The organism is Streptomyces sp. NPDC052396, assembly GCF_044593195.1.
In the GTDB taxonomy this organism is placed as follows: domain Bacteria; phylum Actinomycetota; class Actinomycetes; order Streptomycetales; family Streptomycetaceae; genus Streptomyces.
In genome coordinates this window covers 1-21,731 of the sequence record NZ_JBIUAW010000012.1, presented here as the reverse complement: position 1 = coordinate 21,731, position 21,731 = coordinate 1, and the positions used below count along the sequence as shown (strand labels likewise).

Annotated in this window: 18 protein-coding genes and 1 pseudogene; 8 read left to right on the top strand and 11 right to left on the bottom strand. The window is 72.5% G+C overall.

All coding sequences use genetic code 11. From position 1 onward, the window contains the following. Window positions 1-123: 123 nt before the first annotated feature. Window positions 124-1,050, bottom strand: coding sequence for a D-alanyl-D-alanine carboxypeptidase family protein (locus ACIHFE_RS27450; RefSeq protein WP_400110647.1), 927 nt, complete (start codon window positions 1,048-1,050; stop codon window positions 124-126). 194 nt (window positions 1,051-1,244) lie between these two features. Then, window positions 1,245-1,730, bottom strand: coding sequence for an Lrp/AsnC family transcriptional regulator (locus tag ACIHFE_RS27445; protein ID WP_400110645.1), 486 nt, complete (start codon window positions 1,728-1,730; stop codon window positions 1,245-1,247). 250 nt (window positions 1,731-1,980) lie between these two features. Between ACIHFE_RS27445 and ACIHFE_RS27440 the strand changes: the two genes are divergently transcribed. Further along, window positions 1,981-3,477, top strand: a complete 1,497-nt coding sequence (locus ACIHFE_RS27440) for an FUSC family protein (protein ID WP_400110643.1) — start codon at window positions 1,981-1,983, stop codon at window positions 3,475-3,477. Window positions 3,478-3,539: 62 nt separating this feature from the next. Continuing rightward, window positions 3,540-4,604 (top strand): lactonase family protein, encoded by a 1,065-nt coding sequence (locus ACIHFE_RS27435; RefSeq protein WP_400110641.1) that lies wholly within the window; start codon window positions 3,540-3,542, stop codon window positions 4,602-4,604. A 155-nt stretch (window positions 4,605-4,759) separates the two neighbouring features. On the opposite strand, the gene ACIHFE_RS27430 is transcribed toward ACIHFE_RS27435, so the two are convergent. The 6 genes from ACIHFE_RS27430 to ACIHFE_RS27405 all read right to left on the bottom strand — a co-directional run bounded on the left by ACIHFE_RS27430 (window position 4,760) and on the right by ACIHFE_RS27405 (window position 10,741). Further along, window positions 4,760-5,713 carry a sirohydrochlorin chelatase gene (locus ACIHFE_RS27430; RefSeq protein WP_400110639.1) on the bottom strand — a complete coding sequence of 318 codons (954 nt, stop codon included), beginning with the start codon at window positions 5,711-5,713 and terminating at the stop codon, window positions 4,760-4,762. 107 nt (window positions 5,714-5,820) lie between these two features. Beyond that, entirely contained in the window at window positions 5,821-6,825 is a 1,005-nt protein-coding gene (locus tag ACIHFE_RS27425; RefSeq protein ID WP_400110637.1) for an N-acetylglucosamine kinase, read from the bottom strand. Window positions 6,826-6,848: 23 nt separating this feature from the next. Next, on the bottom strand, window positions 6,849-7,526 hold the full coding sequence (locus ACIHFE_RS27420; RefSeq protein WP_400110635.1) for a uracil-DNA glycosylase: 678 nt from the start codon (window positions 7,524-7,526) through the stop codon (window positions 6,849-6,851). Window positions 7,527-7,584: 58 nt separating this feature from the next. After that, on the bottom strand, window positions 7,585-8,934 hold the full coding sequence (locus tag ACIHFE_RS27415; protein ID WP_400110634.1) for an FAD-dependent oxidoreductase: 1,350 nt from the start codon (window positions 8,932-8,934) through the stop codon (window positions 7,585-7,587). Window positions 8,935-9,149: 215 nt separating this feature from the next. Continuing rightward, the gene (locus tag ACIHFE_RS27410) at window positions 9,150-9,767 is read right to left on the bottom strand and encodes a TetR/AcrR family transcriptional regulator (RefSeq protein WP_400110633.1); all 618 of its coding nucleotides are present in this window, start codon (window positions 9,765-9,767) and stop codon (window positions 9,150-9,152) included. 209 nt (window positions 9,768-9,976) lie between these two features. Then, the gene (locus tag ACIHFE_RS27405) at window positions 9,977-10,741 is read right to left on the bottom strand and encodes a TVP38/TMEM64 family protein (RefSeq protein WP_400110631.1); all 765 of its coding nucleotides are present in this window, start codon (window positions 10,739-10,741) and stop codon (window positions 9,977-9,979) included. A 433-nt stretch (window positions 10,742-11,174) separates the two neighbouring features. Here ACIHFE_RS27405 and ACIHFE_RS27400 point away from each other — a divergent pair, with 433 nt between their 5' ends. Together ACIHFE_RS27400 and ACIHFE_RS27395 are read left to right on the top strand one after the other, a co-directional pair. Then, on the top strand, window positions 11,175-12,308 hold the full coding sequence (locus tag ACIHFE_RS27400; protein WP_400110629.1) for a GTP-binding protein: 1,134 nt from the start codon (window positions 11,175-11,177) through the stop codon (window positions 12,306-12,308). Next, entirely contained in the window at window positions 12,287-13,132 is an 846-nt protein-coding gene (locus tag ACIHFE_RS27395; protein ID WP_400110628.1) for a spermidine synthase, read from the top strand. Before ACIHFE_RS27400 ends, ACIHFE_RS27395 begins: the two co-directional genes overlap by 22 nt. Before the next feature lie 15 nt (window positions 13,133-13,147). Here the strand turns inward: ACIHFE_RS27395 and ACIHFE_RS27390 are convergent, their stop codons facing one another. Beyond that, the gene (locus tag ACIHFE_RS27390; RefSeq protein ID WP_400110626.1) at window positions 13,148-14,125 is read right to left on the bottom strand and encodes a hypothetical protein; all 978 of its coding nucleotides are present in this window, start codon (window positions 14,123-14,125) and stop codon (window positions 13,148-13,150) included. A 117-nt stretch (window positions 14,126-14,242) separates the two neighbouring features. On the opposite strand from ACIHFE_RS27390, the gene ACIHFE_RS27385 reads away from it, so the two are divergent. After that, window positions 14,243-14,695, top strand: a complete 453-nt coding sequence (locus ACIHFE_RS27385; protein WP_400110624.1) for a DUF4442 domain-containing protein — start codon at window positions 14,243-14,245, stop codon at window positions 14,693-14,695. Between the two features lie 681 nt (window positions 14,696-15,376). On the opposite strand, the gene ACIHFE_RS27380 is transcribed toward ACIHFE_RS27385, so the two are convergent. Next, window positions 15,377-15,829 carry a YbhB/YbcL family Raf kinase inhibitor-like protein gene (locus ACIHFE_RS27380; protein ID WP_400110623.1) on the bottom strand — a complete coding sequence of 151 codons (453 nt, stop codon included), beginning with the start codon at window positions 15,827-15,829 and terminating at the stop codon, window positions 15,377-15,379. Between the two features lie 124 nt (window positions 15,830-15,953). Here ACIHFE_RS27380 and ACIHFE_RS27375 point away from each other — a divergent pair, with 124 nt between their 5' ends. Then, window positions 15,954-16,487, top strand: coding sequence for a nucleoside-triphosphatase (locus ACIHFE_RS27375; protein ID WP_400110621.1), 534 nt, complete (start codon window positions 15,954-15,956; stop codon window positions 16,485-16,487). Between the two features lie 261 nt (window positions 16,488-16,748). Here the strand turns inward: ACIHFE_RS27375 and ACIHFE_RS27370 are convergent. Then, window positions 16,749-17,611: pseudogene (locus ACIHFE_RS27370) on the bottom strand (acyl-ACP desaturase). A gap of 220 nt (window positions 17,612-17,831) precedes the next feature. On the opposite strand from ACIHFE_RS27370, the gene ACIHFE_RS27365 reads away from it, so the two are divergent. After that, window positions 17,832-19,322 (top strand): helix-turn-helix domain-containing protein, encoded by a 1,491-nt coding sequence (locus tag ACIHFE_RS27365; protein ID WP_400110619.1) that lies wholly within the window; start codon window positions 17,832-17,834, stop codon window positions 19,320-19,322. Window positions 19,323-19,894: 572 nt separating this feature from the next. After that, window positions 19,895-21,640, top strand: a complete 1,746-nt coding sequence (locus ACIHFE_RS27360; protein ID WP_400110617.1) for a GAF domain-containing protein — start codon at window positions 19,895-19,897, stop codon at window positions 21,638-21,640. Window positions 21,641-21,731 lie beyond the last annotated feature (91 nt).

The window sequence follows — 21,731 nt, the reverse complement described above, 5'->3', positions numbered from 1 at the left end:
ATAACAGAAAGCCGGGCATGAGTTGTCCGCGATACGGCGCGGGAGGCACAACAAAGGGCCCTGAACAAGGCGTTGCCTGTTCAGGGCCCAAAGGGAGATGCGCCGGGCCTCCGTGGCGGGAGGTCAGTCCTTCTGCGCGATGGGGGGAAGCTTGCGCAGCTTCACACTGGACTTGGTGTCGAAGGACCAGTCCAGCATCTTCACCGCGTCCGGGTAGCGCTGGACCGAGTCATTGAGGATGACACCGATCACCGTGCGCTTGCCGCGCTGCGCGGCGAACACGATACAGGGGCCGGCGGCGGTGCCGGTGCCGGTCTTGATGCCGATGGCGCCCTTGTAGGAGCCCAGCAGCTTGTTGGTGTTGTACCAGGTGTAGGTGCGATTGCGGTTGGTGGCCTTCTGCCGGGTGCTGGTGGTCTTGACGACCGTGGTGAAGGCCGGGCTGGTCATGGCGCGCCGGGCCAGCTTGGCCAGGTCACGCGGCGTGGTGTGGTTGTCCCCCTTGTCGGATATGCCGTCGAAGGAGTCGTAGTGGGTGTGCTTCAGGCCCAGTTCGGCGGCCTTCTTGTTCATCTTGCCGACGAACGACTTGGTGCGCGCGGCCTCGGTGGAGCCGGTGCCGAAGGTGTCGGCGAGCGCGTACGCCGCGTCACAGCCGGACGGCAGCATCAGGCCGTAGAGCAGCTGGCGCACCGTCATCTTGTCGCCGGTACGCAGGTCGGCGGTGCTGGCGCCGGTGCGCTCGACGTAGTCGCGGTACGACTGCTTGATGGTGACCTGACGGTTGAGGTTGACGCCCCGGGTCTCCAGGACCGTGACCGCGGTCATGATCTTGGTGGTGCTGGCCATCTGCCGCTCGGTGTCGGCCGACTTGCCCCACAGCTGCCGGTTGGCGCCGCTGTCCAGCAGGAACGCGCCCTTGGCGGCGATGCCCGACGGACCGGTGGCCGCCTCGGCGGTGGCCGCCGGAATCGCCACCGCCAGGGCGGCGGTCGACGCGGTCAGCGCCAGTCCCCACCGGCGGACCGGTCTGGCCCCATGTCGCTGCATGTCACTCCTTTTCATGCCGGTTCCCCCGCCTGCCGGGGGAACCAGCCGATACTCCCATGGCCCCGGGTGCCGGGGAGAATCGATGGCCTCAGCTCCCTTTTGCGGCACATGAGTTAGATGGCCAGGGGTGCGAATTCCGGCTGCGTTTAACGTGATTTGACCCGGCGGGTGGAACCACGGGGCCGGGCCCCGCGTCAGGCGCCGCGCTTGTCGGTGGCCCGGCCCACCGCCTCCACCAGTGGCACCATCCGGAACGGCACCCGCTCGCGCAGCACCATCTCGGTGCGGGTGCGCACCACCCCCGGCATCCGCACCAGCAACTGGATCACGTCCTCCAGATGTGCCGGATCGCGGGCCACCACCCGGGCCATCAGATCTCCGCCGCCGGTGATGGAGAAGGCCTCCAGAATCTCCGGGACCCCGCCCAGCGCGTCCGCCACCGGATCGAGGTGCCCCTGGGTCACCTCGATATGGACGAAGGCCAGCACCGGGTGCCCCAGCGCGGCCGGCGACAGCCGGGGCCCGGTGCCGGTGATCACACCATCCCGCTCCAGCCGGTCCAGCCGGGCCTGGAGGGTGCCCCGGGCGATGCCCAGCAGTCGGGCGTACTCCCGCACGCTGGTGCGCGGCCGCTCCAGCAGCAGCTTGAGGATCTTGGCGTCCAACGCGTCCACGGCCATGGGCCAACGGCTCCCTTGTGGTTCTGGATCAGGGCTGATCACTGTACCAATGGCTCAATTTCTGCTGGAACAGTTGAGCCACCGGTGAAGCGGATGCTTTCCTTCTCCCATCGATGGCGTTGCGATGCTGCGTCGGACGGCGAGGAAGCCGGATCCCGACCCCCGCAGCGCCTTTGTCATGCCATGCGCTCTGTCATGCCACGTGCCGTGTGCTGTCGGGCGCCGAAAGGGGGCGACGGCTCTGAAGAGGATGTTCACGGCTCCGGACCCGGGCCGGGTGAGGCTGCGCAGCTCCGCCCGGGCCGTGCTCGGCGTGAGCCTCGCGGTCACGGCCTGTCTGCTGGCCGGTCTGCCGCTGCCCGCCGCCATCCTGGGCGGCCTGGCGGCCATGCTCGCCCTCTTCACTGTCGCCGACCCGACCGTGCGGCGGCAGGCGGTCACCACCGCGCTGCTGCCGGCGGCCGGCCTGCCGGTGCTCACCCTGGCCACGCTGCTGCACGCACAGCCGCCGGCACGCGACGCGGCCTTTGTGGCCGTGGTCTTCTGCGGGGTGTACGCCCGGCGCTGGGGCGCCCGGGGACATGCGCTCGGGGTGTTCGCGTTCATGATGTTCTTCGCCACCCAGTTCCTGCGGGCCCGCCCCGGCGAACTGGCCGAGCTCTACGCCGCCGTGGCACTGGCCCTGTCGGTGGCCGCACTGGCCCGCTTCGGCCTGTGGTGCTTCGAGCGCCGCACCCCGCCGCCGGCCCAGCCCGCCCCGTCCCCGGCCCGCGGCCTCGCCCGGCCCACCACCCGGCAGGCCTGCCAGGCCGCCTTCGCCTGCGCCCTGGCGCTGGCCGTCGGACAGGCCGTCTCCGGCACGCGCTGGTACTGGGCGGTGGGCGCCGCCTGGTGGATCTTCGTCAACACCGCCTCCCGCGGCGAGACGCTGGTGCGCGGCTTCCGCCGGGTGGTGGGCACCGTGACGGGCATCGGGGTGGGACTGCTGGTGGCGGTCCCGCTGCACGGGGCCGTGCTGCCCACCGTGCTGCTGCTGGCGGCCTGCGTCTTCGGCATCTTCTACACCGCCGGCCCGTCCTACAGCTGGATGATGTTCTTCGTCACCGTGCTGGCCGGGCTGCTCTACGGGCTGATGGGGGTGCTGCACCCCGCCCTGCTGGGCCTGCGCCTGGAGCAGACCCTGGTGGGCGCGGCGGCCGCCGGGCTGGCGGTGGCCCTGGTGCTGCCGGTCACCACCCACGCGGCCACCGACGGCTGGGTGCGCCGGGCCCTGCTGGCCGTACGGGAGTGCATGGCGCACTCCACACGGCGACTGGCCGGCGACCACCGCGCCGACCCGGCCCCGCACATCGCCGAGCTGGAACTGCTGCTCACCCGGGTGCGGATCGCGCTGGCGCCGCTGCTGCACCCGCTGAACCCGCTGCGCGCACGGCGGGAACGGGCCCGTCAGGTGCTGGCCCACCTCGACGACTGCGCACGGCAGACCCGGGCACTGGCCGAGGCCGCCGCCGACCCCGGGGCCGCGCACGACATCCGGCTGATCGCCGCCTGCCACCGGGTGGAGAGCACACTGCTGGAACTGGCGGCACCGGACGAGGCCGCCACCGGCCCGGCGCCGGACGGAGCCCCCGCCCACCACCCCGGCGCCGAACGGGCCCTGGCCCATCTGCACGACCTGGAGGCCGCCCTGGTCTCGCTGGCGGCACCGCTGCGGAGCGGGGCACCCGGGGTCTTCGCCCAGGGCTGAGCCGCCGGGCGGCAAGGCCGGAGGTAACCTCGCCCGCACCGGACGACGGAAGGCGGCGCGTGATGAGCGGTTCCCGGAATGCTCGGGGCGCTCGGGGTTCTCTGGCGTATCTGGGCTCGTTCACCGAGGCGGGCGGCCACGGCCTGACCACGGCCCGGGTGGACGCCCGTACCGGGGCACTGACGCCGGTGCACAGCACCGGTGCCGTGGCCAACCCCTCCTTCCTGGCGCACGGCCCCGGCCGGGACACCCTCTACGCGGTCAGCGAGACGGACGACGGCGCCGTGGCCGCCTTCTCCCTCGCCGATCCCGGACACCCGGCGCCGCTCGCCGCCCCGGTGCCGGTGCGCGGAGCCGCCCCCACCCACCTCGCCCTGGCCGCCGGCCAGCTGTTCACCGCCAACTACGGCTCGGGCAGCGTCAGCGCCCTGCCGCTGCGGCCGGACGGCGCCCCGGGCGAGCCCACGGCGGTGCTCGCCCACCGGGGCGGCGGCCCGGTGGCCGGACGGCAGGAGGGCCCGCACGCCCATGCGGTGCTGCCTGACCCCTCCGGCCGCTGGCTGCTGGCGGTGGACCTGGGCACCGACTCCGTCCACTGCTACGCCCTCGACCCGGCCACCGGAGTGCCGGCCGCCCACCGGGAGACACCGCTGCCGCCCGGCACCGGGCCACGGCAGCTGGTGTTCCACCCCAGCGGCCGGCGGGCCTATGTGCTGGGGGAGCTGGAGCCCACGGTCACCGTCTGCCGGTGGGACGCGACGGCCGGCGTCCTGGAGCCGCTGGGAGCAATCCGGGTGGTGCCGCCGGGATTCACTGGCGAGACCTTCCCCTCCAGCCCGGTGATGTCGGCCGACGGCCGCTTCCTGTGGGTGGCCAACCGGGGCCGGGACAGCATCCTCACCCTCGCCGTGGACCCCGCCGGCGACCGCCTGGAGCCGCGCGCGGAAGTGGGGTGCGGCGGGCACTGGCCGCGCCATCTGGCCGGGCATCCGGGCGGCCGCCTGCTGTACGCGGTCAATGAGCGCTCCGGTGACATCACCTGGTTCACCGTGGACCCGGGCACCGGAGTGCCCCGGCGCGCGGGCTCGGTGCCGGTGCCCGCGGCCTCCTGCGTGATCTTCTCCTGACCGGGGCCGGTCCCAGGGGACGGGGCCGTGTTCTTGGGTCCCGTCTCATGGGAACGGGGCCGTGCCATCAGCGCCGCGCCGGAAAACCGGAAAAACACGACGGCGGGCCGGGACCTGTGCGCTGGTCCCGTCCCGCCGTCCGTTCGTGGGGCCGGTCAACGGCCGGGCGCCCCCTGGGGCGACAGGGTGATGCCCAGCAGCGTCGCGTAGTGGGCCAGCACCAGCTTGCCGATCGCCGGGTAGGCGCCCAGCGGCTCGGCGGCCGTGCAGCCCGCCTCCTTGGCGGCCATGGACGGCAGCGCCTCGTCGGCCTCCGGGCCGATCAGACAGGGGGCCAGCGCCAGGCTGCGGGAGCCGGAGCTACGCAGCTGCTCGGCGGCCCGGGTCACCGCGCCCTCCTCGTCCAGCGCCGCCGCCAGCACCGGCACCGCCAGCCGCGCGGAGAGCAGCATGCCGGTGATGCCCGCCGCCTGCACCGCCTCGGCGCCCCCCACGGTTGCCAGCACGATGCCGTCCGCAGCAGTTGCGACTGTGAACAGGCGAGCCCGGTCGGCACGGGCCAGGCCGGCCTCGGAGAGACGGACGTGCAGGGCCTCCGCCAGCAGCGGGTGCGGGCCCAGGGTGTCGGTCAGCTCAAAGGCCGAGCCGCTGCTCACCACCGATTGGCGTATCCGGCGCGAAACCGCGCTGTCCGGCCCCGCCAGCAGCGGCACCACCACCGCGGCCGGTCCGTCCGCCCAGGTCGGGGCGGGGGCGTCGGAGTCGGAGTCGGCCGCCAGGGCCGCCTGGCGGGCCTGCTCGGCCCGGGCGGCGTGCTGGGAGGCCGCGAAGCCGAGCACGGCGTCCAGCGCCGGGTAGCCCTCGGCGTCCCCCTGGGCGTCCACATAGCCGATCCGCGCGTCCAGGCCGGGCAGCTCGGAGCGGGCGATGCTGAGGATCTCCTCGGCAAGACGGCGCGTGGCAGGGTCGGGCGCGCCGGGCACCGCCAGAACGAGCGGGGGCGCACCCGCCGGCGCACTCGCGGGCTCCGGCCGCCGGTGCCGCCCGGGCTGGCGGGGACGGGGCATTCGTACAGGCAGGCCGGAGGCCGGTCCAGTGGGGGAGCTCATGGCGCCGCATGTTAGTCGCTCCGAGGGCTCGGCCGTTCGGGCGGGGGTTACCAGACGGCCTCTGGCCGATTTTATTCGGTGGTTTATCCGATCGACAGAGTGTGTGTTCAGGCGATGACGGTGAGAAGTGCCGAGTCCACGGGCAGCAGCAGACTGTCCGTCAACAGGGCCGCCGCCAGGCGCACCGCGCCGTCCAGCGGGCCGCCCGCACTGTTCACCAGCCGCGCATAAGGCAGTTGCTTTTGCAATTCTTCCTGGAGGGGATCGAGCAGGGGCGCCCCCAGCTCGAACAGCCCGCCGGTGAGTGCCACTTGACCGGTGTCCGGACCCGGACGCTCCGCAGGAGGAGGGCAGGCGGCGGCCGCCGCCTCGGCGATCCGCCGGGCGGCCGCGCGCAGGATGCCGCCCGCCACCGGGCAACCGGCGGCACAGCGGGCGACCTCGGGCGCGAAGGACGCCAGGAAGGCGGGCCGGTCCGTGCGCGGGTAGAGCCGGCCCGGCAGCCCGGCCGCCGGACCGAACACCGCCTCCGCCCGCGCCAGCAGTGCGGCCGAACCGCCGCGCCGCCCGTCGTGCGCGCGCAGCGCCGCCTCCAGCCCGGCCCGGCCGATCCAGGCGCCGCCACCGCAGTCGCCCAGCAGATGCCCCCAGCCGTCCGCCTTGCGCCAGCCGGATCCGGGCAGCAGATCGGTGCCCAGCGCCACCAGCCCGGTACCCGCGGCGACCACGGCGCCGGGGCGCTGGCCCAGGGCGCCCGCATAGGCGGTCACCGCGTCGGAGGCCAGCACCAGATGGCGTACGCCCAGCTCGGCGCGGAGCGCCCCGGGCAGCACCGCGCGCAGCTCGCCGCCCAGGCCGGCCATCCCGGCCGCGCCCACACACACCGCCCGGCACGGTCCGGCGCCCGACTGCCGCAGCAGCTCACGGGCCGCGGGCAGCAGTCGTGCCAGCAGATCCCGGGCGTCGATACCCCGCTCACCGGTGCCGACCGGGGACAGCGAGGACCAGGTCAGCGCGGGCGCACCGGCCTCCAGCGGCGCCAGGGCGACCCGGATCCCCGAGCCGCCCGAGTCGACCCCCAGCACCTGCGCGGAATCCGTACCAGCCCCCATGGCGGGGACCCTACCGCCGGCCGCTATGGAAGGCGCCAGTCCACCGGAGCCGCACCCTGGCCGGTCAGCAGGTCATTGGCCCGGCTGAACGGCCGCGAGCCGAAGAAACCGCGGTCGGCCGACATGGGGGAGGGGTGCGCGGACTCCACACAGGGCACCTGGCCCAGCAGCGGCCGCAGATTACGGGCGTCCCGCCCCCACAGGATCGCCACCAGCGGCCGCGCCCGTGCCACCAGCGCCCGGATCGCCTGCTCGGTGACCTCCTCCCAGCCCTTGCCCCGGTGGGCGGCGGGCTTGCGCGGGGCGGTGGTCAGCGCCCTGTTGAGCAGCAGCACGCCCTGCCGGGTCCAGGGGGTCAGGTCACCGTTGGACGGCCTGGGCAGCCCCAGGTCGCTGTGGAGCTCCCGGTATATGTTCTCCAGGCTCCCCGGCAGCGGCCGCACCTCCGGCGCCACCGAGAAGCTCAGCCCCACCGCGTGCCCGGGGGTGGGATATGGGTCCTGACCCACGATCAGCACTCTCACCTCGTCGAAGGGCTGCTGAAAGGCACGCAGCACATGGGCCCCCGACGGCAGATAGGTACGGCCCGCGGCGATCTCGGCGCGCAGGAAGTCGCCCATGGCGGCGATCCGCCCGGCGACCGGCTCCAGCGCCTTGGCCCAGCCCGGTTCGACGATTTCATGCAAAGGACGTCCAGCCACGGGGCGTCACTCTAGTGGCTCAGGCCACTACGGTACGAACCGTGGCCCGAGCCGGACCTCAGCCGGCCGCCCGTGCCGCGGCCAACAGCCCCGCCCAGTCAGGGATCTTGACCTTGTCGCGGCCCAGCCGCCGGCCCAGGGCCGCCTCCGCGGCCTGGATGCCCAGCCAGCCCGGCCACTCCACGGGATCCACGCCCAGCGCCCGCAGCCGGACGCCCGGATCGTCCAATGCCCCACGGGCCAGCAGGAGTTCGGCATCGGCCAGCAGCGAGAGCACGGTCTCCTTGGCGCACGGCCGGTTGGTACCGATCACCCCGGTGGGGCCGCGCTTGATCCAGCCCGCCACATACTCACCGGGCGAGGGCGCCCCCGCCCTCAGCACCCGGCCCGCCGCATGCGGGACCGTACCGCTGCCGGGATCGAACGGCAGCCCGGGCAGCGGCACGCCCCGGTAGCCCACCGAACGCAGCACCAGCTGCGCCTCGATCTCCTCGAAGCACCCGGTGCCGGTCACCCCGCCCCGGCCGTCCGGCACCGTCCGCTCGAAACGCACCGCACGCACCGCGTCCTCGCCCAGCAGCGCCACCGGCCGCAGGAAGAACCGCAGATGGATCCGGCGCCCATGGTCCCGCGGCGGCCGCCGCGCCCAGTCCTGGAGCGCCTCCACATTGCGCCGTACGGCCGCCGGCAGCGCCGAGGGGTCCCGCCAGTGCGGATCGAGCTCCGCCTCCGCGGCCCGCACCAGGGCCTGCGCGCCGGGCAGCGCGCCCAGTTCGCGCAGCTCCTTGCTGGTGAACTTGGCCTGCGACGGGCCGCGCCGGCCCACCATATGAATGTCCGTCACCCGGCTGTCGGCCAGCGCCGCCAGCGCCCGGTGCGGCACATCGGTGGGGCGTAGCTCCTCCGCCCCGCGCGCCAGCACCCGGGCCACGTCCACCGCCACATTGCCCACCCCGATCACCACGGCGGAGCGCGCGGGCAGTTCGAAGCCGCCGGGGGCGGCATCCGGGTGGGCGCTGTACCAGGAGACGAAGTCGGTGGCCGAACAGCTGCCCGGCAGGTCCTCGCCGGGGATGCCCAGCCGGCGGGCGGACGCCGCCCCCACGCAGTAGACCACCGCGTGGTACAGCTCCCGCAGCCGTCCGGGAGCCACCGCACCGGGCCCCTCGCCGACCCGGACATTGCCCCGGAAGGTGATCCGGGGGTGTTCCAGGGCCGTGCACAGGGTGTTCTGCAGTGACTTGATCTTCTCGTGATCGGGGGCCACCCCATAGCGGACCAGCCCGTAGGGGCAGGGCAGCCGGTCCAGCACATCCACCCGGACGTCCGGCACGCTCTCCTGACCCACCAGGGCCTGAGCGGTGAAGACACCGCTCGGCCCCGATCCCACGACTGCGACGCGAAGCACGGAGGAGCTCCTTCCGGCGGTTGCGTCCAGCATCGCACCACTGCCGGGGCGCGGCAGCGGCACATCCGGGCACGGCGGCGGCCCGTACAGACACGGCGGCGGCACGTACAGACACGGCGGCGGCCCGTACAGACACGGCGGCGGCACGTACAGACACGGCGGCGGCCCGTACAGACACGGCGGCGGCAGGCACGGACACCGGCGGCCGCCGGCGGTCAGACACCCGGCGACGAGGGCTCCGCATCCGGTGGCACACCGAGCGTCCACTCCAGCCCATAGCGCTGGAACAGCTCGGCCCGCAGCCGCTCCACCGGCATCGGCGCGCCCGGCACCAGCACCGCCACCACCGCGCCCATCAGCAGCGCCCGCAGCAGGCGGTAGTCGGTCTCCGGGTCGGCGGAGCCATAGCGGGTCACGGTGTCCCGCAGCAGGAACGCCAGCCGCTGCTGCTCGGGGCACTGGATAAAACCCTCGGCGGTGAGGATCCCGGCCATATGGGTGCGCATCAGGCGGGGGTGGTCCCGGGCCAGACCCAGGATCACATCGATGGCCCGGGCCAGCAGTTCACGGCCGTCCTCGGTGGCCGGCGCGCGGCCGAGCCCGGCGGACAGTTCCCGGTGCATCAGGCGGTGCACGGCCGACTGGAGCAGCTGCCGTTTGCCGGGGAAGTAGTAGGAGACCAGGCCGCGGGCGGCACCGGCCCGGTCGGCGATGTCCGCCAGGGTGGTCGCCTCATAGCCGCGCTCGCCCACCAGTTCGACGGTCGCCTGCAGGAGCCGCTCCCGGGACCGGCGGCGTAACTCCTCATTGACCGACGCCCTGCGCGGGACCATGCTGTAACTCCTGCGTTGACTGGCTCCGAGCCAATATACTCAGCAGGGTACTGGTTGTCCTGCCCGCTGAGCGGGGTGGATTCCGGTACGTCCGCTGGTTTCGGGCGGCGCGGGGGACCGTCCGAAATCGGCGGCCTTCTGCTGTCAGGGGACCATCTCAAATCCCCGCAGGGCCGGGCGGATTGCCCGCCGAACCGTACCCGCTCCGGTCAATCCCCGGCGGAACAGGGCGCGTTGGAGCCCGGCACACGGGACGACGCCCGCTGCCGCCCGGGCAGGGAGAACCGCCGGCCCCGCCGGCGCCAGGCCACCAGTACGGCCGCCGCCCCGGTGACCGCCAGAAAAGCCGTCGCCGCGAGGAACGCCGGCGAGGTGGGCGAGGAGGCATGGCTGCCGGCGATCACATAGGCCACCGTGTTGGGCGCGCTGCCCAGGGCCGTCGCCAGCAGGAACGGGGACCAGCCCACCCGGGAGACCGCCGCGCAGTAGCTGGTGGCCGCGAAGGGCACCCCGGGCAGCAGCCGCAGCGCCAGCATCGAACGGAAGCCATGCCGGCTCAGCTGGCGGTCGGCCGCCGTCAGCCACCGGCCGCGCAGCAGCGGCCGCAGCGCCTGCTGGCCCAGCAGCCGGCCCAGCCCGAAGGAGAGCGCCGAACCCAGCACCGTCCCCACCACCGCCGCCGGGGTGCCGGCCGCGGTGCCGAAGAGGCTGCCCGCCGCCAGGCTGATGACCGGGCGCGGGACGAAGGCCGCGGTGCACAGCCCATAGGCCAGGGTGAACACCGTCAGGGAGGCCACGCCCGGCGTACGGGTGGCCAGACCGTCGGTCAGCAGCCGCTCGGGGTGGCAGGCCAGCACCGTGATCACCGCCGCGACCAGCAGCGCGATCAGCAGCACCAGGCGGGACCAGGGGGACAGCAGCACACGGACGCAGCGCTCGGCGGGACCGGGGGAGGGCACTGCGGAATCGAGCACCGAAGGAGCGTAACCGACCTGGAGATGCGACGGTGTGATCTACGGATCACGCGAGGGGGCGCGCCGAAGCACTCGTTCGCACGCCGCCAAGCGGGGGCGCACGGGTGTTCAGCCGCCGGCCCTCCGTCGCCCGGCCGGACACCGGGCCGAAGGTGCGGCCGACCGAAAACCAGCGGCCGACCGAAAACCAGTCGACGCCTCCACCGCCGTGAGCGAGCATCGCAGCCATGGGCCGGCCCTTCCTCCGTGCGATGACGCCCCTGGTCGTGGGCGCGCCGAGGGCCGCCGCCGGCACCGCCTCGCCGCACCGGGCCTGCCACGGCGGGTAGCACGCCCGGGCGCCACCGGCCGCCCGCGCCCGACGCCGGACCGGCCCGACTCCCCGCACCGCAGCAGTCCCCACCGCAGACTCCCCAGAAGCCGGAGCAGCAGCATGCCCAAGCAGGCGTACGCGCGCACCAAGCCCCACCTCAATATCGGCACCATCGGCCACCAGGGCCATGGCAAGACCACACTCACCGCCGCCATCGCCAAGGTCCTGGGCCGGCCCGGACCGGCCCCCGGCGGCACCGGGCCGGTGGCGCCCCTCGAGTACGAGACCGGGACCCGCCACTACGCCCATGCCGACCTGCCCGGGCAGCCCGCCCGCGTCCGGCATGTGATCAGCGCGGCGGCCGCACTGGACGCGGCGATCCTGGTGGTCTCGGCCCCGGAGGGGGTACGGCCGCAGACGGCCGAGCATCTGCTGCTGGCCCGCCGGATGGGCGTGGAGCACCTGATCGTCGCCCTGACCAGGGCCGGGGACGCCGACCCCGGCCGGGCGGAGGCGGCGGTGCGTGAACTGCTCGACGCCCATGGCCACCCCGGCGGCCTGACCCCGGTGGTCCGGGTGTGCGCCGAGGGCGCCCTGCGCGGCCAAGCCCGCTGGACCGGCGCGGTGGAAGCGCTGCTGGACGCCGTCGACACCTATGTGCCGGTACCGGTGCGCTACACCGACGCCCCCTTCCGGCTCTCGGTGCAGCGGGTCCGCTCCCTTCCCGGCCAAGGCACGCTGGCCACCGGCGTGGTGGCACGCGGCACGGTACGGCCGGGGGAGCGGGTGCGGGCGTCGGGCCCGGGCGAGACCGTCCGGGTCGCGGGCCTGGAGACCTTCGGCAAACCCATGGCCGGCGCACAGGCCGGTGACCAGGTGGCACTGCTGCTGCCCGGGCCCCACCGGCACCGGCTACGGCGCGGGGACGCGCTGGCCGCGCCCGGCACCGTGGCGACAGGGCAGCTGTTCACGGCCCGGCTGCGCCTGCTGCCACCTTCGCACGGGGGCCGTCGCACCCCCGTGACCAGCGGCTACCGCCCCCGGTTCCACCTCGGCACCGCCGAGGTGACGGGCGTGGCCGACCTGGGCTATGGCGGGCGGGCCCGCCCCGGCGAGGAGGTGACGGTGACGGTCTGTCTGGACCGCCCGGTCCCCCTGGAGCCGGGCCTGGGCCTGGTTGTCCGCGAGGGCGGCCGGACCGTGGCGCTGGGCACGGTGGGCACAATGGGGGCGTGGACGAACCGATACCCGTGACCCGCGATGTCGACTGGGGCACCGCCAAGCTGATGCCCGATGTCGACCGGGCGCGGGCCTGGCTGCTGACCGTGGACGACGCACCCCAGTCGTATGTGGACCTGGACGACCCCACCCAGTTGGAGTTCGAGTACGCGCGACGGATCGGCCACGCCCTGGACACCGCCGCCGACGCGGGGCAGCCGCTGGACGTCCTGCACCTGGGCGGCGGCGCCCTCACCCTGCCCCGCTATGTGGCCGCCACCCGGCCCGGCTCGCGCCAGCTGGTGGTAGAGGCCGACCGGGGGCTGGTGGCCCTGGTCACCGAACACCTGCCGCTGCCCGAGGGCTGCGGCATCGACATACGCACCGAAGACGCCCGCGCCGCCCTGGAAGCCGCGCCGGACGCCGCCGCCGATGTGATCGTGGCGGATGTCTTCGGCGGCTCCCGGGTGCCCGCCCATCTGACCTCGCTGGAGTACGCCCGGCAGGCCGCCCGGGTGCTGCGGCCCGGCGGCTGCTACGCGGCCAACCTGGCGGACAGTGCGCCCTTCGCCTTCCTCCGCGCCCAACTGGCCAACTTCGCCGCCGAGTTCGCCCACCTCTGCCTGATCGCCGAGGCGCCGGTGCTGCGCGGCCGCCGCTTCGGCAACGCGGTGCTCCTGGCCTCGCACACGGAACTCCCGCTGGCCGAACTGTCCCGGCGCACCGCGGGCGACGCCTTCCCGGCCCGGGTCGAACACGGCACGGCCCTGGTCCGCTTTATCGCCGGAGCGGCACCGGTGAGCGACGCACAGGCCACGGGCTCACCGGAACCGCCGGGCGGGGCGTTCAGCGTGGGGTGAGGACGCCTGCCCGGCTCACTCGGACTGCTTGAGCGGGCGCAGGGTGCTCATGATCTTCTTGACGATGTCGTCCGACACCTCGTCCTTGGTGCCGGTGGCGCTGTACAGCACCCAGACGCCATAGTCGCCGGTGACGTCCTTGTAGCCGACGGTGAACGCCTTGCCGTCGAAATCGCACTTGCCGTCCTTCTTGACACCGGTGACGGTGGCCGAGGAGGAGTAGCCGGTCAGACCGTGGTCGCTCTTGAACGGCTTGGCGTCCGTCTTGCTGAACTTGCCGGTCTTGTGCTGGTCGAAGACGGCCCAGACCCAGTTGAGCGCCTCGATCTCGGCGGCGTCGCCCTCGTTCTTGGCGCCCTGGGCCCCCTTGGTGCCGGTGGCGCCCATGGCGGTGTCCTTCTGGCAGGCGCCGCTGCGATAGGTCGCCGGCGCTCCCATCACCGCGACCGGCTTGGGGCCAAAGGAGTTCTTGTCGGGCTTGTGGAGCTGGTCCTCCTGGCCGTACTCGGTGTCCGGCGGCAGCACATTCCAGTCGGCCGGCACATCAAAGGCGTCGTGGTGCGTGGGGTTGACCACCACCTTCCAGCCGCTGATCACCGGCTTCTCCCCGCCGTCCGCCGCCCGCGGGTTGTCCTCGGACGCGCTCGGCGCGGGACCGGCGGACGACGCCGAAGCGGAGGCGGACGCCTTGGGGTCGTCCTTGGCCTCGGTCTTCTTGCCATCGTCCTTGAGCACCAGCCAGCCGGTGATCCCGGCCGCCACCACCACCGCCAGCGCCGCGCCGATCGCGATCACGGTGGTGCGCTTGTTCCCGCCGCCTCCCCCGCTGCCACCGCTCTGGGGAGGCTGCGCCGGCGGCGGCGTCCACTGCTGCGCATAGGGGTTCGGCTGCTGATAGGGATTCGGCTGCTGCGGGTAACCCGGCTGCTGATACGGGTTGGGTTGCTGCGGGTTCTGCTCGCCCCCGTTGGCGGGCTGCTGTCCTGGCCACATGGCCGTCAACGATAAGGGGCGCGGAGGCGGCCGCTGATCGGGCCCCTTCACAGCCCGTTACTACTCATGGGTAACTGGAGTATGGTCAGTGGCTCTACTGGCGGGTAACCTCGCGCCATGACTGTTGAGAACCCGTCGATCGGCGAGATGCTGGCTGCCACGGTGCCGATGGTGCGCACCCTGAACCTGGAGTTCCTGGAGATCTCTCCGGAGCGCGCGGTGCTCCGGCTCCCGGACCAGCCGGACTTCCACAATCACATCGCGGGGCCGCATGCGGGCGCCATGTTCACCCTCGCCGAGTCGGCCAGCGGCGCCATCGTCCTCGCCGCCTTCGGTGACCAGCTGTCGCGGGCCGTTCCGCTGGCGGTGCGGGCCGAGATCGGCTACAAGAAGGTCGCCAAGGGTGTGGTGACGGCCACGGCCACGCTGGGGCGTCCGATCGCCGACGTCATCGCGGAGCTTGACGCGGGGCGGCGGCCGGAGTTTCCGGTGAGCATTGCCATCCAGCGTGAGGACGAGGCGGTTACGGGTGAGATGACCGTGGTGTGGACTCTCCGTCCCAACAGCTGAGTTACCAAAATCGGGATCATGCAGGCTGAGGCGCCCGTCGGAGGTCCGTCCGGCCGGAAGCAGTTCAGGGGCGTCCGAGCGCTCGGACGCCCCTGATGCGCGCGGATGGGAGCCACAAAGCTTTTGATGGCGCACACAGCACTCACCTGTGCATTTGTGCAAGGTTATGGTGGGGGAGCCGTGGTGGGTTGCCGACATCCTAGGCGTGCTAACCGGGCCCGAGAGGTGATGAGAACTGCCTCAAAGCACGGTTGACCCACTCTTGTTGGGAACCCTCCGGGGCTGATGACCAACCGGCGAAGGCGTGCTGCGTGTGCCGCGCCAGGAGCTGTTGAGAACCGTCCGGATGAACCCTGTTGGCGACCGGCGGCGGCACGGCTCAGGTCCTGTTGAGAACCTTCCGGGATTCGGTTTGACGGACATCCGAGATCAGGGGCTCTGACCCCGGGGGCACTTGAACCATGGGCACACGCCGGTGATGCGGGGCGAATTCCTATTGCCGTAGGGGCCGCGCATACCTGCTGTGGCTATTCGCGCCCGACGTAAGGGGATCGTGCGCCGTGACGGCCACGGCCACAAGGGGAGACCTCGAAGCGCATCCGAACGGGGTGCGGCAGGGGCGCCACCCAGCGCGCGGTCCCCGGCGTCCGTGAGCGGCTTTGCCGATGTCCACCACAATGGTCACACTTGGTAAGTGCCCACCAGCCTGCCGCTCGCCAGCTCTCTGCCTTTCACGGCGCGATGCACTGCGTCGACCGTTGGTTTGCCGTGCAAGGGAAGCGATTCCGACACGGCCCACAGGTGGAAGAAGTAGCGGTGTGCGCCATGCCCCGGCGGAGGCATCGGACCACCCCAGCCCAGTCGGCCGAATCCGTTGGGCCACTCCTGGCCGCCGGGAGGTGGCTCCCCCTCCGCCGCACCAGAACTCCGCGGATCGATCCCGGTCACCAGCCAGTGCAGGAACGACCCTCCCGGGGCATCAGGGTCCTCGCAGAGCAGGACCAACTCCGACGTATTGTCCGGCACCACCGACCAGGCCAGAGGTGGCGAGACGTCATCGCCCTCCCCGCTGTGGCGTCGAGGGATCGCCCCATGGTCGTTGAACGCCGTGCTCCTGAGTTCAATTCCGGTCATGCGCGCGGCTCTACCCGCAACAGCCCGGTCGGCACCGGGCCAGATGTGCACAACACCTGATTGGCCGCGTACGCCGACGGGCGCACCGGGAACCTCGTAGGACGGACCTGATACGGAGCACAAGATGCCGACGAGAATCCTGCTCGAGGGACGGCCCGGCGTGGGCAAGACGACCGTCGTCCGCCGACTGGCCGCGCTGCTGCACACGCGCAAGGCTGTCGGCTTCACCACGCAGGAGATCCGGCAAGGCGGCACCCGGACCGGATTCGCGCTGGAACCGCTGGCGGGCGGTCTGCGAGCCGTGCTCGCCGATGTCGACTTCCCGGGCCCACCGCGGGTGGGCCGGTACGGTATCGACCTGGGCGTCATGGAACGCCTCGCACTGCCGCCGCTCAGGTCGGCGGCGACGCAACCGGTCCCCGGGGAGCTCGTGCTGATCGACGAGCTCGGTCGAATGGAGCTGGCGTGCACCGCCTTCCAGGACACCGTCCGGTGCCTGTTCACATCTGAGATCGACATCGTCGCCACGGTCCACGCGAAGAGCGCCCCGTTCACCGACGCCCTCAAGCAGCGCGCCGGCATCGAACTCATCCAAGTGACCCAAGCGAACCGGGACACCCTTCCCGAGGCTCTGGCAGCCCGGCTGGAGAGTCCATGACGACCGCCATCCGGGCACATCCATGGCTCCACCAGAGCTGCCCCCGGCCCACCAGCGTGCCGGATGAAGAGCACCCGCCATGACCGACGAGCGGATCCGCCACGTCCGCGACTCGAATCGCGCGCCCGCGGAGCTGCTCCGCCCTGCGCGACCGCGTCCAGGCGGTCGTCCTCGCCCACCGGTTCGGACTGCTGACCGGCTGACCGGCCGTTGAGCGCCGAGGGCGCCCCGGGACTTCCCGGAGGCGCCCTCGGCGCGCCGTCAGCCGCGCTGCGCGCGGGCGGCGCGGCGGGCAAGCAGGGCCTCGCGCCGCTCGTCGAACTTGGTGGCCTCGGCGTCCAGACCGCCCATGAACAGGCCCAGTTCCTCTTGGGCGCGCAGGCCGTCCGGGCCGAGGCCGGCGATCTCCAGGACCTTGAGGTGGCGCAGCACGGGCTGGAGCACATCGTCGTGGTGGATGCGCAAGTTGTAGATCCCGCCGATGGCCATCTGCGCGGCGGCCCGCTCGAAGCCGGGGATGCCGTGGCCGGGCATCCGGAAGCCGACCACTACGTCGCGGACCGCGGTCATGGTCTGGTCGGGGGCCAGCTCGAAGGCCTTGCCGAGCAGATTGCGGTAGAAAACCATGTGCAGGTTTTCGTCCGTGGCGATGCGGGCGAGCATGCGGTCGCAGACGGGGTCGCCGGAGTGGTGGCCGGTGTTCCGGTGCGAGATGCGGGTGGCGAGCTCCTGGAAGGCCACGTACGCGACCGAGTGCAGCATGCTGTGCCGGTTGTCGGATTCGAAGCCCTCCGACATGTGCCGCATGCGGAACCGCTCCAGCGCGACCGGGTCGACGGCGCGCGAGGTGAGCAGGTAGTCCCGCATCACGATGCCGTGCCGGCCCTCCTCCGCCGTCCAGCGGTGCACCCAGGTGCCCCAGGCGCCGTCGCGGCCGAAGAGCGAGGCGATCTCGTGGTGGTAGCTGGGGAGGTTGTCCTCGGTCAGCAGGTTGACGACGAGGGCGGTCCGCCCGATGTCCGCCCGTCGCTCCACGGCACGTACTTGTGCGGCATCCACTCCTTGGCCACCTTCAGATGCCGGTTGAGCTCGGCCTCGACGACCTCTTCGAGCGCATACAGCAGTCGGGTGTCACCCCACAAACCTCACCCGGCGATGAGCCAGGCACCACGGCACGCATGAGCGCGGGCTCACCGCGCGCCACGGCTACCAGGCCGACGACGGCCTCCCAGCCTCGACCGCCGCGAAGCGCACCATGCAGCCGGGGGAAGTCCTGAGTTCACACCGGAAATCCGAACTGACCTTGGTTCGGATGTCGCTGTACCCTTTGTCGCCAGGGGCGATATGTACATACAGGCGAATGCCAGCAGCGAGGGAACAACCCGGCGCGCACAGCGAGCCGAGGACGTGCTGGCCATGCAGCGCGCGGTGCGTAAGGGCGGCACCCGGTCGCTCCTGCGCTGGCTGGCCGACCGGACCGGCACCTGGACCCGACTGATCGATACCGCCGGGGCCGCGGTGCCCGTGGACCCGGCCGGCGGCCTGGACGACGAGGCCGCCGAGCTCATCCACCGCGGCCTGGGAGAGCTCGCTTCCCGAAGCCTCCGTTCCATGGCCATCGACGGCGAGAACCACACCGTGCTGCTCTTCCCCCTGAGCGCCCCGCGCGGGGTCCGCGCGCCGGCCCTCGCCGCGGTTGTCCAACGGCCGGTACCGGTCCATCTGCCCGCGCTGCTCGCCGACGCCGCGTCGGCCCTGAGCCTGTGCTGGCAGGCCGAGCACGCCGAGCGGCTGCGCCGGCGGATCGAACGTGCCGAGGCGCGCAACCGGGAGGCCGTGCTGCACCTGCTGATGAACGGTCATCTCACGGCCGCCCATCAGGTCGCCGGGGCGCTGCACCCGCCCTTGCCCCCGATGATCCGCTTCTATGCGGTCGAATGCCCGCCCCGGGTACGCGATGACCTCTCGGCCCGCTGCGCCGAGGTGGCCGAAGACGCCTGGGTCGTCCCGTGCCCGGTCTATGTGGACCACATCCTGGTGATCGCACCCGCCGGCGCCCCGGCACTGGCGGAGACCTTTGCCGCGCTGACGGACGATTGCCTGGTGGGCGCGAGCGAGGAACTGCCCCTGCGCGACACGGCCACCGGCTATGCGCAGGCCTTTCACGCCCTCGCGGCGGCCCGCAGCCAGTCCGCCCGGCATGCCCGGTTCGCCGGCCGGCCGGATCTGGCGCTCGCCATCGGGCCGGCCGCGGCCGCCTGGGCGAAGGAGGTGCTGGCACCCCTCCACGCCTACTCGGCGAAACGCTCCCAGGACCCCGGCAGCGGGGAACTCGTGGCCACGGCGGCCTCCTGGCTGACCTTCTCCTCACAGGCGACCGCACACCTGAAGATCCACCGGAACACGTTGTCCGCTCGCCTCAAGCACATCGGAGAGCTGCTGAACCTGAACCTCGACCGACTTGCCGACCAGTCGCTCCTGGCCCTGGCCTTCCGCGCGGATGCCATACCCTCCGGCAACCGGGACACCAGGACCGCGCACTCACTCGATGACCTCCTGACGCAACCGGCCGCAGTGGCATGGGCCCACCGGCAGCTCCATCCGATCCGGATGAGACCCTCCGCGGGCGAACTCGAACGGACCCTGGCCACCTATCTGTGCAATGACGGCCGGCTCGGCCCGACCGCGACCGAGCTGTCCCTCTCGACCACCGCCACCCGCAAACGGCTCGCACGCATCGAGGCGCTCCTTGAGCGGTCGCTGCTCCGCTCTCCCAGCGTGCGCTATGACCTGTGGCTGGCGCGACGTGCCGTGAGGCTCACGGAAGGCAGGTAAACCGCCCGCCTGCGCTGGGCACTTGACCAGGCGCGGGCCGGGAATGCCCGGTTCGTCCCCGGTGCGCTGGTTGCACTGCCCCTGGCCGGGGCCAACCGGCCCTGCCGGCCGCCGCCGACCTTGCGGTGCTGGACATCAAGGCGTACGGCCCGGTCGTCCACCAGCGGCTGCCCGGCGGGGCGTTGGCGCCCACCCCGTACTTCGCGCGGCGGCTGGACGCGGCCGCCAAGTGCCGTCGCCGGAACCCGCGAGGCGATCGCCGGCCACTCCAGAAGCTGGTGGAGCGGGGAGGTCCGAACGAACACCCTGGGCGGGAGCCGGCGGCGGTACCCGCTCGATGGCCCGGCCCGCGTGCGGCCAGTCCACCGGCCGGTCGAATCCAGTGTTCAGGACGGCCAGTTGGACATGGCGCTCGAAGCGCAGCGCGGGCATCGTGCGGGCGCCGGCGGTGTCCGGGAAGTCAGGCACCGGCATCCGCGCCCGCCCGGTGACCGGACCCGCGATTCCGGTCCATCGCCGGATGGCAGGATGGGACCCTGCGAAGTCGGCCGGGGCCGGGAGGGAGAAGGTACGTGGACAAGGTGACCGCGTCACCGCGCATCCCACGTTTACGCCTGGATGAACTGCTGGAGGAACTCCAGGCACGCATCGACGACGTCCGCGGCACGCGCGACCGCGTACAGAACCTGCTGGAGGCCGTCCTCGCGGTGGGCAGGGAGCTGGAGTTGACCCAGGTCCTGGAGCGGATCGTGGCGGCGGCGGCGACCCTGGTGGATGCCGAGTACGCGGCACTGGGGGTGATCGGGCCGGACGGCCGGACACTGGTCCAGTTCCTCACCGTGGGGCTGGCCGATGACGAGATCAAGGCGATCGGCCCGTACCCGACGGGCAAGGGCATCCTCGGTGAACTGATCCGCCACCCACAGCCATTGCGGCTGCGGGACCTGGCCGAGCACTCCTCCTCCGCCGGCTTCCCCGCCAACCACCCGCCGATGCAGAGTTTTCTCGGCGTACCGGTGCGGGTGCGCGAGGAGGTCTTCGGCAACCTCTACCTCACCGACAAGCGCGGCGGTGAGGACTTCGACGCGGAGGACGAGGCGGTGCTGGCCACCCTCGCCGTGGCGGCCGGGGTGGCCATCGACAACGCCCGTCTCTACCAGGAGGCGCGCCGTCAGCAGTCCTGGCTGCGGGCGAACGCGGAGATCACCCGCAGCCTGCTGTCCGGCAGTTCGCGGGGTGAGGTGCTGGAACTGATCGCCCAGCGCGCCCGGGAGATCACCGGTGCGGAGGTCGCCGATGTGGTGGTGCCGGTGGCGGGCACCGACCGGTTCAGTGTGGAGCTGGCGCTGGGTGGCGACGCCGCCCGGCGGCGCGGGCTGACCATGCCCGCCGAGGGCACTCTCTCGGGTGCCGCCTATGGCCAGGGCTGCCCGGTGACCAGTCCCGACCTCGGCGCGGACGCCCGATTCACGGCCGGACCACGCCATTTCGACGGGCTGGGCCCGGCGGTGGCCGTCCCGCTGGGCGCCGCGACCGGGCAGGTGCAAGGCGTGCTGCTGCTGGCCCGGAGCACCGGCGGACCGGGCTTCGGCGCGGATGAGATCGGTCCGCTGCTGGGCTTCGCCGACCAGGCGGCCCTGGCCCTGGAACTGGCCGAACGGCGGCGTGACGCCGAGCAGTTGACCCTGCTGGAAGACCGTGACCGCATCGCCCGCGATCTGCACGACCTGGCCATTCAGCGGCTCTTCGCCACCGGGATGACCCTGCAGAGCGCCGCCCGCTTTATCGACCACTCCGGAGCCGAGGAGCGCGTGATGCGCGCCGTCGGCGACCTGGACGAGACCATCAAGATCATCCGAACCACCATCTTCGGCCTGCGCACCCGCGAGGAGGAAGCCCGCCAGAGCCTGCGCTCCCGGGCCGTGCGGGCGGTGGCGGAAGCCCAGCAACTGCTGGGCTTCGCACCCCGGTTGAGCATGGAGGGCCTGCTTGACACGGATGTGCCACCCCAACTCGCCGACCATGTCGTCGCCGTGCTCACCGAGGCACTGAGCAATGCCGCCCGCCATGCGCACGCCGGCCAGGTCCAGGTCACGCTGCGCGCCACCGACTCCCAGGTGCTGGTCGTCGTGGCCGATGACGGGGTGGGCATCCCCGCCGAAGGCCGCCGCAGCGGCCTGCGCAACCTGGCCCTGCGGGCCGAGGAGACCGGTGGCGCGCTGAGGCTGGGCACCCCGGCCGGGGGCGGTACCCACCTGGAATGGAACGCACCCCTGAGGCCGGAAACCATCCCGCGCGATGGGGCCGTTCAGCCCTAGATGACTGATGCCAAGGGCTTGCTGGCGCGCATGAGATGAAGCGAGGGAGCCCAAAGATCGGTTGTGACGCCAGATCTGGACTCCCTCGCGA